Source organism: Roseateles sp. 22389 (assembly GCF_052044995.1).
Classification (GTDB): domain Bacteria; phylum Pseudomonadota; class Gammaproteobacteria; order Burkholderiales; family Burkholderiaceae_C; genus Roseateles.
The window spans coordinates 226865-241439 of sequence record NZ_JBQEOF010000001.1 but is presented as its reverse complement, the minus strand read 5'-3'; the positions used below and the strand labels follow the sequence as shown (position 1 = coordinate 241439).

Below are 14575 nucleotides of genomic sequence, written 5' to 3'. Positions count from 1 at the left end.
CCTTTGACGCGATCCCCGATGGCGTGCGGTATCGCGCGGATCGCGCGGGCCGGTCGGGCGCTCGCGGCGGTCATGGGGACAAGGGCGCTCAAGGCGCTCGACACGCTCAAGGCACTCGTGGCGCTCAAGGCGATCAAGGCACTCGTGGCGCCTAATGCGCTCGCGGCGCGCCCCGACGGCCCGTGGCGGTGGCCCGGTCAATGCGCGCTGTGCCGCCGCTGGTGTCGCGGTGGCACCTGCGCGGATTGCGACGCGCTGCATCCCCCCGATGCCCACCCGCGCTGCGCGCTCTGCGCCCTGCGGCTGCCGCCGGGAGCCTCCGCGGCCGACGCGCCCGATCCCCGTTCGCTGCGCTGCGGCGCTTGCGCGCGCCGGCCGCCACCGTTGTCGCGCTGCGTGGCGGCCATGGACTACGCCTTTCCCTGGGACCGGCTGCTGCTGGCGCTCAAGTTCGGCGAGCAGCTCGAAGTGGCGCCGCTGCTGGCGGGACGGCTGTCGCTCGCGCTCGCACGCGCCGGCATCGACGCGCCCGACCTGATTCTGCCGGTGCCGCTGTCGGCGGAGCGGCTCCGCGAGCGCGGCTACAACCAGGCGCATGAGATCGCCCGGCGGCTCGCGCGGCCGCAGGGGGCGGGCGAGGTCGAGCGACAATCGCGCCTTTGCGCCCGGACGCTGCTGCGCCTGCGCGACACCCCCCAGCAGGCGCGGCTGCCGCTGGACGAGCGCCGGCGCAACCTGCGCGGCGCGTTCGTGGTGCTCAAGCCGGTGCGCGGGCTGCGGGTCGCGATCGTCGACGACGTCATGACCAGCGGCGCCACGCTGCACGAGGCCGCGCTCGCGCTGCGCCGCGCCGGCGCGGCGGACGTCCAGGCCTGGGTGGTCGCGCGCACGCCGTAGTCCTCAACGAAAGAGCGAAAGAGCCTCGCCCCATGTTCAACATCGTGCTGGTCCATCCGGAGATCCCGCCCAACACCGGCAACGTGATCCGGCTCGCGGCCAACACCGGCTGCCGGCTGCACCTGATCGAGCCGCTGGGCTTTTCGATGGAGGACCGGCTGCTGCAGCGCGCCGGCCTGGACTATCACGAGTACGCGCCGGTGCTGCGGCACGCGGACTGGGCGCGTTTCCTGGCGACGGAACAGCCGGACCCGACGCGCCTGTTCGCGTTCACCACGCGCGGCAGCCGCCTGCTGCCGACGGTCGCGCTGAAGCCGGGCGACTGGCTGGTCTTCGGTTGCGAAACCTCCGGCCTGCCGCCGGCGCTGCGCGATGGTTTCCCGCTCGAGCAGCGCGTGCGGCTGCCGATGCGCGAAGGCCAGCGCAGCCTGAACCTCAGCAACGCGGTGGCAGTGTCGGTCTTCGAAGGCTGGCGGCAGAACGGCTACGCGGACGGCGTTTGATCGTCCGCCTCTCAACTCCCTCTCCCCTGAAGGGGGAGAGGGTGGGGGTGAGGGGGTTGTCGAAGTACGCCAATGGTGTCCTGCACAGAGCCCCCTCACCCCTGCCCTCTCCCCCATGGGGAGAGGGAGTGGGCCGCGGGAGGCTGGCGCTCGATCGTTCACTTGCTCAGGCGCTCACTCGCGCTCGAGCTTCAACTGCTTGATCAGGGCGCCCCAGCGCTGACGCTCGTCGCGCATCAGGCTGTCCAGGCCTTCCGGCGAGGTGCCGGCGGCGCTGAAGAACAGCGGCAGCAGCTCGCGCCGGAAGGCCTCGCCGCGGACGATGCGGACCACCTCGTCCGACAGCCGCCGCACGATCGCCTCCGGTGTGCCGGCCGGCGCCAGCAGCGCCTGCCACGAGGTGGCCTCGAAGCCGGGATAACCGGACTCGGCCACGGTCGGCAGCTCCGCGAGCGCGCCGAAGCGGCCGGCGCTGGTCACCGCCAGCGCCTTCAGCTTGCCGGCCCGCACCTGCGGCATCGCGATGGCGGGCACCATGAAACCGGCGTGGATCTGGCCCGCGAGCATCGCGCTGACGACCTGCGGGAACCCGGCATACGGCACGTGGACCATCGCCAGGCCAGCGCGAGCGATGAACGAGGCCATCGCCAGATGCGCGGCGCTGCCGTTGCCGACGCTGCCGTAGTTGAGTTCACCAGCGCGCCGCCTGGCCAGCGCGACGAACTGCGCGAGCGTCTCCACGCCCAGCGACGGCGGCACGACCAGCACGTTCGGCGAGCTGGCGATGAAGCTCACCGAGCGCAGCTCGCGCTGCGGGTCGTAGGGCAGCGACTTCGCCAGCAGCGGCGCAGTGATCAACGGTCCCTGGATGGTGAAGAGCAGCGTGTGGCCGTCGGGCGCGGCCTTCGCGACCGCGCCGGTGCCGATGTTGCCGCCCGCGCCCGGCTTGTTGTCGACGACCACCGGCTGGCCGAGCGTGTGCGCGAGCGGCTCGGCGAGATAGCGGGCCACCAGGTCCGGCGAGCTGCCCCCCGGGAAGGGGACGACGAGGCGGATCGGTCGCGACGGCCAAGAGCCAGCGTTGCCGGCAGTCCCAGCGGCGATCGCGCCAGTCGGCATCAGGCCAAGGCCGGTGCCCGCCGCCGTCGTGCTTGCCGCCGCCACCGCGGAAAGTAGGTCGCGCCGCTTCATGAGCCCGCTCATGCCATGGTCCTCATCTCATAGCCCTCACAGCCCTCAGAGCTCCCACAGGGGTCACCGGGCTCACGTCACGATCGTCATGCCGGCTGTTCATGCCGCGGGCCTCGTGCCGCCCTGCATGCCTGGCCTCGCGCGCCTCACCATTCGGACTTCGCCTGGCGGCCCATCAGCGCGTCCAGGGCCTCGTGCGGCGTCAGCCGGCCTTCGAGCACCTCGACGACCGCCGCGGTGATCGGCATGTCGACCCCGGCGCCGCGCGCCCGCGCCAGCACCGTTGGCGCGCTGTAGACGCCCTCGGCGACATGGCCCAGCTTCGCCAGGATGCCGGGCAGGTCCAGGCCCTCGGCCAGCAGCAGGCCGACGCGACGGTTGCGCGACAGATCGCCGGTGGCCGTCAGCACCAGGTCGCCCAGGCCGGCGAGCCCGAGCAGCGTCTCCGGCTGCGCGCCCAGCGCGAGCGCGAGCCGCTGCATCTCCGCCAGGCCGCGCGTGATCAGCGCGGCGCGGGCGTTGAGGCCGGGCCCCTGCCCGCCCTGCGCCTGCGCGACCAGCCGCAGGCCATCGGCGATGCCCACGGCGATCGCCATCACGTTCTTGACCGCGCCACCCACCTCGACGCCGACCGGATCGGCCGACGAGTACACGCGCAGCCGCTCGCTGTGGAAGGCCGACACGCCCAGCTGCGCCAGCGCGGCATCGCCCGAGGCGGACACCAGCGCCGTCGGCTGCCCGGCCGCCACCTCCTGCGCGAAGCTGGGACCCGACAGGACGCCGGTGGCCAGCCGCGGCGCGACCTCGCGGGCGATCTCGTGGCCGAGCAGGCCGGTGCCGGCCTCGAAGCCCTTGCACAGCCACAGCGCGCGCGCGCCATCGGGCAGCCGCGCCAGCATGCCGCGCAAGCCCGACATCGGCGTCGCGATGACGATCAGGCCATCGCGGCCGTGCGCCAGCGCTTCGTCGAGGTCGTCGGTCAAGCCGAGCGTCGCGGGCAGCGCCGCATCCGGCAGGTAGCGGTCGTTGCGGCCGGCGGCGCGCATCGCGGCGATGGCGCCGGCGTCGCGCGCCCACAGCCGCAGGTCGTGACGCGCGCTCGCGGCGATCGCCAGCGCCGTGCCCCAGGCACCGGCGCCGAGCACGCTGATCTTCATGCGCGGAGCAGTCATGGTCGGTCAGGGAGAACGAGGAGGAAGCGCCCGCAATGCAACACGCCGGCCGGCGGACAGGTCCGCGGGGCCGGCGTGCTCATGGGCCCCGGGATCAGTTCGGGATGGCTTCGCCGTTGGACTGGCCGGCGGCGGCCATCTGGGCCTGCTGGGCCTCGAACATGGCCTGGAAGTTCACTTCCGTCAGCATCACCGGCGGGAAGCCGGCGCGCGTGCAGACGTCGGAGACGATCGCGCGCAGGTAGGGGTAGATCATCTGCGGGCAGACGATGGCCAGGATGCCTTCGAGCTGGTCCTGCGGCAGGTTGCGGATCTCGAAGATGCCGGCCTGCTTGGCCTCGATCAGGAACAGGGTCTTGTCCTGCACCGTGGTCGTGACGGTGGCGGTGACGCTGACCTCGAAGAGGCCCTCGGCCACCGGCTCGGCGGCCAGCGAGAGCTTGATGTCGACCTGCGGCTGGGCCTGCTCCAGCAGGATCGCCGGGGCGTTGGGCTGCTCCAGCGACAGGTCCTTCAGGTACATGCGCTGGATCTGGAACACGGGAGCGTTGTTGTCGTCGGCCATGGGGGTCATCCAAATGAAAAGGCCCGCCAGCGGCGAGCCGTGGCGGGCATTATGACCGAGCGCTCATGACCGCCCGGTGAGGGAATTCCGGAGGCCGCCAGGCGGCGTCCCGGGAGGGGCCTCAGGCCTGCAGCAGCGGCTGCAGGCCGCCGCGCTGGTCCAGCGCGATCAGGTCGTCGCACCCACCGACATGGGTGTCGCCGATGAAGATCTGCGGCACCGTGCGGCGCCCCGTCAGCTGGATCATCGAATCGCGCTGCGACGGATCCAGGTCCACCCGCACTTCCTCGATCTGATCCACGCCCCGCTGCTTGAGCAGGGACTTGGCCCGCACGCAGTACGGGCAGACCAGGGTCGTATACATCTTCACGGCGGCCATCGCCAATCTCCAAAGTCGAATCGAGCGTCCGGTGGACCGGCAAACCGGGTGCCGGTGCGGCTGCCAGGGCGATCAGGCCGCGGACTTCTCGACGGGCAAACTCGCTTCGCGCCAGGCGGCCAAACCGCCCTGGACCGCGACCGCGTTCGCGTAGCCCTGTTTCTGCAGGATGCCAGCGGCACGCTGCGCGCGTGCGCCGGTCTTGCACATCAGCACCACCGGCAGGGCCTTGTTGCTGGGCAGTTGCTTGGCCGGCAGTTCGGTGCCAGTCAGCGTCGACAGCGGCACGTTGCGGGCGCCGTTGGCATGGCCGGCCGCGTACTCGGCGGGCTCGCTGACATCGATCAGCACGCCCTTCTCGCGGTTGACCAGGCGCACCGCCTCGGCGGTCGCCACGCCGCCCGCCTTGCCGCGCAGCGAGGGCCACAGCAGCAGGCCGCCCGAGGTGAGCGCGGCCAGCACGAGATACCAGTTTTCGATCAGGAACTTCAAGGCGGGGCCCGTGGGTTGAATCCAAAAGCTGCGGATTATAGGAAGGCCGGGGGCCGCGACGGCCCCCGGCGCTCACGCCAGCTTGAAGGTCGAGACTGCCGACTGCAGCGCCCGCGCCTGCTGCTCCAGGCTGTTGGCCGCTGCGGCCGCCTCCTCCACCAGCGCCGCGTTCTGCTGCGTCATCTGGTCCAGCTGCACCACCGACTCGTTGACATGGCCGATGCCCTGGCTCTGCTCGGCGGACGCCGCGGTGATCTCGCTGATGATGTCCGAGACCCGCTGCACGCTCGCCACGATCTCCTCCATCGTCGCGCCGGCGTCCTGCACCAGGCGCGAGCCCGACTCGACCCGCGCCACGCTCGCACCGATCAGGGTCTTGATCTCGCGCGCGGCTTCCGCGCTGCGCTGCGCCAGCGAGCGCACCTCGCCGGCCACCACCGCGAAACCACGCCCCTGCTCGCCGGCGCGCGCGGCCTCGACCGCGGCGTTCAGCGCCAGGATGTTGGTCTGGAAGGCGATGCCGTCGATGACGCCGATGATGTCGCCGATGCGGCGCGAGCTCGCGCTGATCTCGTCCATCGTCGAGACCACCTGGCCCACCACCTCGCCGCCCTTCTTCGCGACGGTGGCGGCGCTGCCCGCGAGCTGGTTGGCCTGGCTGGCCGCGTCGGCGCTCTGGCGCACGGTCTCGGTCAGCTGCTGCATGTTGGAGGCGGTCTGCTCCAGCGAGCCGGCCTGCTTCTCGGTGCGCACCGACAGGTCCTGGTTGCCGGCCGCGATCTCGCGCGAGGCCACCGTCATCGAGTCGGTACCGCTGCGCACGTCGCTCACGATCGCCGACAGGCCCTGCGACATGTCGCGCACCGCCGCCAGCAGGCTGGACTCGGCGCCCGGCGCCACCACGATGGTTTGCGACAGGTCGCCGCCGGCCATCTGGCGCATGACGTCGCGGGCATATTCGGGCTCGCCGCCGAGCTGGCGCCACACGCTGGCGATCAGCAGCCACGATCCCGCGCCCAGGCAGACGACCACGATGAGGCCGCTCAGCACCGTCGCCCACAGGCCCGAGCCGACGCCCTGCTCCGCGCGCGCCAGCGTCCCGTCGAAGGTGGTCCTGGCATCGGCGCGGGCGTCGCCCAGCGTCTGCTCCAGCGCCTTCTGCGCGGCCTGCATCTTGGGAATGGCGCCCGCCTGGTCGCCCTGCTTGATGCCGAGGAACAGCTGCGCGGTCTCGACCGAGGCGGCGTAGTAGGCCTCGAAGCCGCTCTCCAGCCGGGCGCCGGCATCGGCGCGCCCCGGGATGGCCTTGATCGAGGCGATCACCTTGCGCATCGCGGTGGCGCGCTCGGCGGCCTCGTCCAGGCGCTTCTTCTCGCCCTCGGCGACGGCGGACTGGATCGTCCCACCCAGCGCCTCGAGCTGCGCGGCCACCTGGTTGGTGGCCACCAGATACGGATAGTCGGCCTCGCCCAGCGCGTGGATGGCGCCCGAGGTCCGCGACGAAAAGAACAGCACCACCGCGATGCCCACCGCGAAGACGATCGCCGCCAGCACCGGCAGCATCGCGATACGGGTCTTCAAGTTCATGCCTGACTCCAATTCATCCTGTGTCTCCAACGACCTCCCCGGGTCGATGGCGCCCCGCCCTCCCACGACGGCGAGGCGGGCGGGCGGCCGAGGCCGACCGCCGCCGGCGTCAATCGACGCTCAGCACCACCTTCACCGAGCCGTCGACGGCCGACTTCTCGATGTAGCCGATCGCATCGGCATTGGCCGCGACGAACTTCTTCACGTCGGCCGAGCTGCCCAGCTCCTTGGGCGGCGTGCCCTTGCCCGAGAACACCAGGCGCGACCAGGCGGCCTTCACCTGGGCCGAGGACTTGCCGGTGGCCTTCGAATAGAAGTGCTCGCGCGCCGCGGCGCTTTCCGGCAAATCCACCGCCTGGGCGGCGCCGCCGCTGGGCAGCTGGTTGGACTTGCCCAGGAAGATGCTCGCGACCTGGTCGGCGCTCATCGAGGCGACCGGGCTCTTCGGATTGACCACGACGGCGACCTGCGCCTGTGCGGCCACGGCGGCGACCAGCATCGCGGCGCCGATGAGGGGCTTGATCATGTTGAACTGCATGAGGGTCTGTGCTCCGCTCAGAACACGAAGTCGACGGCGACGCTGTAGACGCCGACGCGCTCGTTGTTGAAGCCCGGCTGGACGTTGTAGAACTGGCCGGCGCCGGTGGTCTTGATGCTGTCGTACTGGGCCTTCACCGCGACGTTGCGCCAGGCATCCCAGCGCACGCCGACGGCGATGGTCTTCTGCGGCGTGCTCTGCGCGGCGGTGACCGCGTCGACGACGGCGCGCAGCGGCAGGCCGCCCACGACCACCGTGCCCGGGATCGTGTTGTTGACGTTGCTGCTGTCGGTCTTCTGCTGCGACAGCGTCGCGTACGGCGTGAACTTGCCGACGCGGTAGCCGACCGTCGTGTACCAGCCGGTGGTGTCCGGCACGAAGGAATCGTTGCGGCGCTTGGTGTACTCGGCGGCGACGACCCACTGGCCCTCGTCATAGCTCAGGCCCACGCCGGAGAAACTCGCATCCTTGTCGGTCGGGTCGATCTCGTTGCCGACCGAGGCGAACGGCGTCTGGCGCAGCGCGCCGACCAGCGAGCTCACCGTGGCGCTGTGCGCGGTCAGCTTGCCCTGCGCATGGCCCACGCGCAGGTTCAGGCCGTCGGCCAGTTCGACGGTGGCGTTGACGCCGACCATCTTCTTGAGCTCGAGCTTGGTCTGGCGCACGTAGGACGAGCTCTCGCCGCCGAAGACCTGCAGCGAGACGCTCTTGCCCGCGACCTGCGTGCTCCAGTTGACGTCGACGCCGTCGAAGTGGCTCACCGGCACCTGGCCGTAGACATCGATCGGCGGACGCAGCCAGGTGTTGGCATAACCGACGTCGCGGAAGTCGGACACCGCGAAGAACGGCGCGCCCATGCGGCCGGCGCGGATCGCCAGGCCCGGCGTGGCCTGCCACTTGGCGAAGGCCCACTCGACCTGCGGCGTCCAGTCGCCCTTGCCGGTCTGCTTGGTCAGCACCTGCGCCGTCGCGGAAAACTGCGCATTGAACTTGGCCGTGCCCTGCAGGCCCAGCTTCGAATCGACCTCGCCGCTCAGCGACTTGTCGGCGCCATGGACCTGGCCCGGGATGACGTACTCGGCGCCATTCCTGGTCGTGCCCGTCAGGCCGACCGTGCCGAAGCCGGAGAACGAGAACATCGATTCCGACTGGCTTTGCGCCTGCGCGCCGAATGCCAGCAGCGCCAGCGCCACCGGCGCCAGTCGCAAGCTCTTCACCACCATCATTGCAAGTACTCCTGTACAGCGTGAATGCCCAACGCGGGCGTGTTCTTTTTTCGAACCAAACTTGGGCGCCCGATACGCCTTTCGCCCGGTGCGAAAGCAGTTGTCGGCGCTCCGGAAGGCTTCTTGAGACGGGGGCCCTGGAGGGCTGCCTCTAGAATCCGCCGGGCCTGCCGGAACCCGGCCAAACCTCACGAAACCCAAGACCCATGTACAAGCTCGTGCTGATTCGCCATGGCGAATCGACCTGGAATCTCGAGAACCGCTTCACCGGCTGGACCGACGTGGATCTGACGCCCACCGGGGTGGAGCAGGCCAAGCAGGCGGGCCGTCTGCTGAAGGAAGCGGGCGTCGACTTCGACGTGGCCCACACCTCCGTGCTCAAGCGCGCCATCTGGACCCTGTGGCATTGCCTGGACCAGATGGACCGCCAGTGGCTGCCGGTGCGGCACAGCTGGCGCCTGAACGAACGCCATTACGGCGGCCTTCAGGGGCTGAACAAGGCAGACATGGCCAAGCAGTACGGCGACGAGCAGGTGCTGGTGTGGCGCCGCAGCTATGACACCCCGCCGCCGGCGCTGGAAGCCTCGGACCCGCGCAGCGAGCGCGGCGACATCCGCTATGCCGGCCTGCAGCCGTCGGACATTCCGCTGACCGAGTGCCTCAAGGACACCGTGGCCCGCGTGCTGCCCTACTGGAACGAACAGATCGCACCCGCCATTCTGTCGGGCCAGCGCGTGCTGATCGCGGCCCACGGCAACTCGATCCGGGCCCTCGTGAAGTATTTGGACGGCATCGCCGACGAAGACATCGTTGGCGTGAATATTCCCAACGGCATCCCGCTGGTGTACGAGCTGGACAAGGACCTGAAGCCCATCAAGAGCTATTACCTCGGCGACGCCGAGGCTGCGGCCAAGGCGGCCGCGGCAGTGGCCAACCAGGGCAAGGCCTGAACCTTCAGGCCTGACACCGCCGGCCGCCCGGCCGGTGCTCTATTTGCGACGCAGCGCGGTCGCGAGCAATTCAGCGATGCAGACCGCGTTGGTCTCGTGCGGGACCGCGTTGCTGCTCCAGATGTGACGCACGCCGGCCGCGCGCAGCGCCGGCAGGGCATCGCCGTTGAACAGCGCATGCGTCACGGCGACATCCACGCTGGCCGCACCGCGCTCGAGCGCCTCACGCGCCGCGCCGATCAGCGTCCGGCCGGTCGAGGCCATGTCGTCCAGCAGCACGACCGAGCGTCCGCGCACATCCAGTTCGGGAAACGCCAGCTGCACCTGCGTGTCGCCGAAGCGCACCTTGCGGCCGACCGCATGCTCGAGCTTGCCGGCGCGCGCCGCCTCGGCGACCCACTGCCCCGACTCCTCATCCGGTCCGACCAGCACCGCGCCCGGCACCTGCACGGCGATGAAGCGCCCGAGCTGCGCCGCCGCCGACAGCGCGACGCCACGCCCGCGTGGCATCACCTCGTCCAGGCTGGCGATCCGGTGCAGGTGCGGGTCGACAGTCACCACGCGGTCGAACTGCGTCGACAGCAGCGCCGCGATATGACGCTGGCTGACCGCCTCGCCCGGCGTGAACTCCATGTCCTGCCGCATGTAGGCCAGATAGGGCGCGACCAGCATCAGATGCCGCACGCCCCAGCCCCGCGCGGCCGGCGCGGCGATCAGCAGCTCGACCAGACGGTCGTTGGGCTGATGCTGCATCCCGCGCAGCACGATGACGTCACTCGGCAACGGCTTGGGCAGCACCACACGCGTCTCCCCATCCGGGAAACGATGTCGCGTGATGACCCCCATCGGGCGGCCCAACTCCCTGGCCAGCCGCGTGGCCAGGTCCTGTTCGTCGTCGAAGCACAGCAGCATCGGCGGATCCTCGCATCAAACCGCGGCCGGAGGGCATGCGGCATTCCCGCTGATGGGCGATTGGAGGTGCCGGTGAATGGGGGACCTGCGCTCCTTGGCGCCTTTTGGGGGCGAAGCGGAGGGGTGAGGCTGCCTACCTGCCATCTCCAGCGCGCTTGGCCGCCAAGGCATGGGGCCTTGGCGTCAAGCGCCAAAACCCCACGCCTTGCCGTCCCCGACCGACCGAGGACTCAGGGCCTGGGGAGTGCGTTTGAAATCGTTTCGGCGAGGGCCTCGGCGAGGTGGCGACGGTCGAGACCTTCCGTCGGCATCGCGGGCAGTGAGCGGACTTCGACCGCCAGGTCCTTGGCGGTCAGGATGCGCCACAGGCTCTCCATCAAGGACATCTGGCCGATGTATTGCGCGGCCTCGCTGTACGGCTGGCCCGGCTGGTGCCAGCGCAGCACCACCGGCTGCAACGGGGTGTGCGTGCTGATCGCTGCCTGCAACAGGTTGCCGTGCAGCGGCAGCAGCGGGTAGCCCGGGCCGGTCGTGCCCTCGGGGAAGACCGCCACCGTCTCGCCGGCGGCCAGCGCCTCGGCCGTCTTGTGCACGACGCGCAGCGCGTCACGCTTGCTGGCGCGCTCGATGTAGAGCGTGCCCACCGCCGTCGCCAGCGATCCCACCAGCGGCCAGGTCGCGATGTCCGCCTTGGAGACGAAGCGCGCCTCCGGCATCACCGCATGCATCGCCGCGATGTCCAGCCACGAGATGTGATTCGCGGTGATCAGGCGCGGCGCCGGCGCCTGCGGGCCCGGCGACTCGAGCCGCACCCCCAGCACCCGCAGCAATTTGCCCGACCACCAGCCGACATGCCGCTGCTTCGTCGGCGTGTCGAAACCGGACCAGCGCATCTGCACGATGAAAACCCCGTGCGCGATGTGCGCCAGCATCCGCAGCGCCCGCCAAAGGCCGACGAGGGCACGCATCAGGCCGTCCGCTCGACGTCGGTGACCAGCGATTCGTAGGCGACCGTGCCGGCCACCAGCGTGTAGCGCACCCGGCCAGGCAGCTCGAAGCCGGTGATGTCGAAGGAGAACGGCGTGTGCTTGCCCTGGCTGACCAGCCGCTCCGGCGTGACCGCGCCGCTGGCCTCGGCGTCGAAGACGACGACGTCGCCCACACCGCCCTCGACCAGCCGGCCGGCGCTTGCCGCCAGCGAGCCCAGCGCGCCGCCCAGGACCTTGACCGGACGGCCGGTGATGGTGTCGAGCGTTCGCGCCAGCGAGAGGCCCTCGTCCTGGCCCCAGCGCAGCGCCAGGCTGAGCAGCAGCTCCAGGCCGGTGGCGCCGGGCGTGGCCTCGGCGAAGGGCAAGGTCTTTTCGTCGGCGGCGACCGGGTTGTGGTCGCTGACCAGCGCATCGATCGTGCCGTCGGCCAGCGCGGCGCGCAGCGCGGCGCGGTCGCGCTGCTGGCGCAGCGGCGGGGTGAGCCGCATGGACGGGTTGAAGTAGCCGATGTCGACGTCGCTCAGGTGCAGCGAGTTGATGGAGACGTCCGCCGTGACCGGCAGGCCGTCGCGCTTGGCCTGGCGCACGAGTTCGACGCCGGCGGCGCTGCTCAGGCGGCACAGGTGGACGCGGCAGCCGGTCACGCGGACCAGCTCGAGGATGGTGTGCAGCGCGATGGTCTCGGCCGCGACCGGCTCGCCCGAGAGGCCCAGCCGCGTCGCGACCGGGCCGCTGGCGGCGACGCCGCCGCTGAGCCACGGATCCTGCGGATGCAGCCACAGCGTGTAGCCGAAGCTGGCGGCGTACTGCATGGCCCGCTGGACGGTGAGCGTGTTGCGGATCGGGCGGTAGGCCTGCGAGAAGCCGACGCAGCCGGACTCGGTGAGCTCGGCCATTTCGGTCAGCGCCTCGCCGTCCAGGCCGCGGGTGAGCGCGCCCAGCGGGAAGAGGCGGCAGCGGCTGAGCTTGCGGGCGCGGAACTTGAGCATGTCCACGAGGCCCGGCTCGTCCAGCGCCGGATCGGTGTCGGGCGGGCAGACCAGGCTGGTGACGCCGCCGGCGGCCGCGGCGGCAAGCTCGCTCTCGAGCATGCCTTCATGCTCGTGGCCGGGCTCGCGCAGCCGCGCGGCCAGGTCCACCAGGCCCGGTGCAACGACCAGGCCGTCGGCATCGATGACGCGGTCCGCGCTGAAGTCGCCGACCTGGCCCAGGCCGACGATGCGGCCCGACGCGATCGCGAGGTCGCCGCGCTGGTCCAGGCCCGAGGCGGGATCGAGCAGGCGGCCGTTCTGGATGAGGATCTTCATGCTTCGTTCCCGGCGAGGATGGACATGACCGCCATGCGGACCGCGATGCCGAAGGTCACCTGCGGCAGGATCACGCTGTGCTGGCCGTCGGCGACGGTGGACGAGATCTCGACGCCGCGGTTGATCGGGCCCGGATGCATGACGATCGCATCCGGCTTGGCCAGCGCCAGCTTCTCCGGCGTGAGGCCGAAACTCTTGAAGTACTCGCCGGCGCTGGGCAGCATCGCGCCGCTCATGCGCTCGTTCTGCAGGCGCAGCATGATGATGACGTCGGCATCCTTCACGCCCTCGGCCATGTCGTGGCAGACGCGCACGCCCATGTCCTTGAGGTCGCCCGGCACCAGGGTCTTGGGGCCGACCGCGCGGATTTCCGGCACGCCCAGCGTGGTGAGCGCATGGATGTCGCTGCGCGCGACCCGCGAGTGCACGATGTCGCCGACGATCGCCACCGTGAGGTTGGTGAAGTCCTTCTTGTAGTGACGGATCGTGTACATGTCCAGCAGGCCCTGCGTCGGATGCGCGTGGCGGCCGTCGCCGGCATTGACGACGTGGACATGCGGCGCGCAGTGCTGCGCGATCAGGTAGGGGGCGCCGGACTCGCTGTGGCGCACGACGAACATGTCGGCATGCATCGCCGAGAGGTTGGCCACCGTGTCCAGCAGGGTCTCGCCCTTGGCGGTGCTCGATCGCGCGATGTCCAGGTTGATGACGTCGGCCGACAGGCGCTTGGCGGCGATCTCGAAGGTGGTGCGCGTGCGGGTGCTGTTCTCGAAGAACAGGTTGAAGACCGACTTGCCGCGCAGCAACGGCACCTTCTTGACCTCGCGGTCGTTGACCGACAGGAAAGTGCCGGCCGTGTCCAGGATCTGGTGCAGCACGGCCTTGGGCAGGCCCTCGGTGGACAGCAGGTGGATCAGCTCGCCATGCTTGTTCAGCTGCGGATTGCGTTTGCTCAGCATGGGATCAGTCCTCCTTCACGTCGAAGCTGAAGCGGCCGGTCTCACCCTTGACCAGGCTCAGGCGCTGATGCGGCGCGACCGCGACGCGCGCGGCGGAGAACGCCGGCTCGATCGGCAGCTCGCGGCCGCCGCGGTCGACCAGCACTGCCAGCGTCACGCTCGCGGGGCGGCCGAAGTCGAACAGCTCGTTGATGACGGCACGGGTGGTGCGGCCGGTGTAGAGCACGTCGTCGATCAGCAGGATGTGACGGCCCTCGACCTCGAAGGGCAGCCGGGTGTGGTCGGCGCTGGCGTTCATGCCCTTGCTGCCGAAGTCGTCGCGGTGCAGCGCGCTGGAGATGACGCCGTGCTGGCCCGGCAGCTTCAGGTCCTGCTGGAGGCGCTCGGCGAGCCAGGCGCCGCCCGACCAGATGCCGACCAGCGCGCAGTCGGGTTGCAGCAGGCGCTGGACGCCGCGCGCGAGGTCGGCGTAGAGCGCTTCCGCATCGAGGTGCAATGTGCTCATGGGTGTTCCCGGAAGAATTGTTCGAGGATCAATGCCGCGCTCGCGGCATCGAGGTCGCGCGCGCCCTGGGACTGGGCTTCCGCGCTGGTGTAGCGTTCGTCGACTTCGACCACCGGCAGCCGGTAGCGGCCACGCAGTTGGCCCGCGAACTTGAGCGCGCGGGCAGTCATCTCATGCGGGGCGCCGTCCGGATGACGCGGCACGCCGATGACCAGCGCATCGGGCTGCCACTCCTGGATCAGCGCCGCGATCGCGGCCCAGCGCGCATCGCCCTGCTCGGTGATCGTCCGCAAACCCCGCGCGCTGCCCAGCATCCGGTTGCCGGTCGCCACGCCCAGGCGCTTGGTACCGAAATCAAAACCGAGGGGGGAAACGAAAGACGACGGGGAAGCGATGGTCATGG

General features: G+C 70.5%; 17 protein-coding genes. 3 read left to right on the top strand and 14 right to left on the bottom strand.

The window, feature by feature from the left end:
• Positions 1–72 precede the first annotated feature (72 nt).
• Together ACTJKJ_RS01045 and ACTJKJ_RS01040 are read left to right on the top strand one after the other, a co-directional pair.
• The gene (locus ACTJKJ_RS01045) at positions 73–897 is read left to right on the top strand and encodes a ComF family protein (protein WP_440819325.1); all 825 of its coding nucleotides are present in this window, start codon (positions 73–75) and stop codon (positions 895–897) included.
• Positions 898–929: 32 nt separating this feature from the next.
• Positions 930–1400, top strand: coding sequence for a tRNA (cytidine(34)-2'-O)-methyltransferase (locus tag ACTJKJ_RS01040; protein WP_297383237.1), 471 nt, complete (start codon positions 930–932; stop codon positions 1398–1400).
• Positions 1401–1574: 174 nt separating this feature from the next.
• On the opposite strand, the gene ACTJKJ_RS01035 is transcribed toward ACTJKJ_RS01040, so the two are convergent.
• From ACTJKJ_RS01035 to ACTJKJ_RS01000, 8 genes are all read right to left on the bottom strand, one after another.
• A complete protein-coding gene (locus ACTJKJ_RS01035; protein ID WP_440819324.1) occupies positions 1575–2603 on the bottom strand; it encodes a Bug family tripartite tricarboxylate transporter substrate binding protein in 1029 nt (342 codons plus the stop codon).
• Positions 2604–2737: 134 nt separating this feature from the next.
• A complete protein-coding gene (locus ACTJKJ_RS01030) occupies positions 2738–3748 on the bottom strand; it encodes an NAD(P)H-dependent glycerol-3-phosphate dehydrogenase (RefSeq protein ID WP_440819555.1) in 1011 nt (336 codons plus the stop codon).
• A gap of 109 nt (positions 3749–3857) precedes the next feature.
• Positions 3858–4328, bottom strand: coding sequence for a protein-export chaperone SecB (gene secB, locus ACTJKJ_RS01025; RefSeq protein ID WP_091726883.1), 471 nt, complete (start codon positions 4326–4328; stop codon positions 3858–3860).
• Positions 4329–4449: 121 nt separating this feature from the next.
• Positions 4450–4707: a glutaredoxin 3 gene (gene grxC, locus ACTJKJ_RS01020; RefSeq protein ID WP_091726888.1), complete on the bottom strand. Its 258-nt coding sequence runs from the start codon at positions 4705–4707 to the stop codon at positions 4450–4452.
• Between the two features lie 72 nt (positions 4708–4779).
• Entirely contained in the window at positions 4780–5199 is a 420-nt protein-coding gene (locus tag ACTJKJ_RS01015) for a rhodanese-like domain-containing protein (protein WP_091726892.1), read from the bottom strand.
• A gap of 72 nt (positions 5200–5271) precedes the next feature.
• A complete protein-coding gene (locus ACTJKJ_RS01010; protein WP_440819323.1) occupies positions 5272–6786 on the bottom strand; it encodes a methyl-accepting chemotaxis protein in 1515 nt (504 codons plus the stop codon).
• Positions 6787–6895: 109 nt separating this feature from the next.
• A complete protein-coding gene (locus ACTJKJ_RS01005; protein WP_091731487.1) occupies positions 6896–7312 on the bottom strand; it encodes a hypothetical protein in 417 nt (138 codons plus the stop codon).
• Positions 7313–7341: 29 nt separating this feature from the next.
• Positions 7342–8550 (bottom strand): porin, encoded by a 1209-nt coding sequence (locus ACTJKJ_RS01000; RefSeq protein WP_440819322.1) that lies wholly within the window; start codon positions 8548–8550, stop codon positions 7342–7344.
• 206 nt (positions 8551–8756) lie between these two features.
• On the opposite strand from ACTJKJ_RS01000, the gene gpmA reads away from it, so the two are divergent.
• Positions 8757–9500 carry a 2,3-diphosphoglycerate-dependent phosphoglycerate mutase gene (gene gpmA, locus ACTJKJ_RS00995; RefSeq protein ID WP_183482425.1) on the top strand — a complete coding sequence of 248 codons (744 nt, stop codon included), beginning with the start codon at positions 8757–8759 and terminating at the stop codon, positions 9498–9500.
• A 39-nt stretch (positions 9501–9539) separates the two neighbouring features.
• On the opposite strand, the gene ACTJKJ_RS00990 is transcribed toward gpmA, so the two are convergent.
• The 6 genes from ACTJKJ_RS00990 to ruvX form a co-directional block, all read right to left on the bottom strand.
• Positions 9540–10412, bottom strand: coding sequence for a ribose-phosphate diphosphokinase (locus ACTJKJ_RS00990; protein ID WP_440819321.1), 873 nt, complete (start codon positions 10410–10412; stop codon positions 9540–9542).
• A 230-nt stretch (positions 10413–10642) separates the two neighbouring features.
• Positions 10643–11380, bottom strand: coding sequence for a lysophospholipid acyltransferase family protein (locus ACTJKJ_RS00985; RefSeq protein ID WP_440819320.1), 738 nt, complete (start codon positions 11378–11380; stop codon positions 10643–10645).
• Positions 11380–12708, bottom strand: a complete 1329-nt coding sequence (locus tag ACTJKJ_RS00980) for a dihydroorotase (protein WP_183492809.1) — start codon at positions 12706–12708, stop codon at positions 11380–11382. The genes ACTJKJ_RS00985 and ACTJKJ_RS00980 overlap by 1 nt, the downstream gene beginning before the upstream one ends.
• Positions 12705–13667, bottom strand: a complete 963-nt coding sequence (locus ACTJKJ_RS00975; protein ID WP_091726920.1) for an aspartate carbamoyltransferase catalytic subunit — start codon at positions 13665–13667, stop codon at positions 12705–12707. Before ACTJKJ_RS00975 ends, ACTJKJ_RS00980 begins: the two co-directional genes overlap by 4 nt.
• 4 nt (positions 13668–13671) lie before the next feature.
• Positions 13672–14172, bottom strand: coding sequence for a bifunctional pyr operon transcriptional regulator/uracil phosphoribosyltransferase PyrR (gene pyrR, locus ACTJKJ_RS00970; RefSeq protein WP_297384062.1), 501 nt, complete (start codon positions 14170–14172; stop codon positions 13672–13674).
• Positions 14169–14573 carry a Holliday junction resolvase RuvX gene (gene ruvX, locus ACTJKJ_RS00965; protein ID WP_440819319.1) on the bottom strand — a complete coding sequence of 135 codons (405 nt, stop codon included), beginning with the start codon at positions 14571–14573 and terminating at the stop codon, positions 14169–14171. The genes pyrR and ruvX overlap by 4 nt, the downstream gene beginning before the upstream one ends.
• Between the last annotated feature and the right edge of the window lie 2 nt (positions 14574–14575).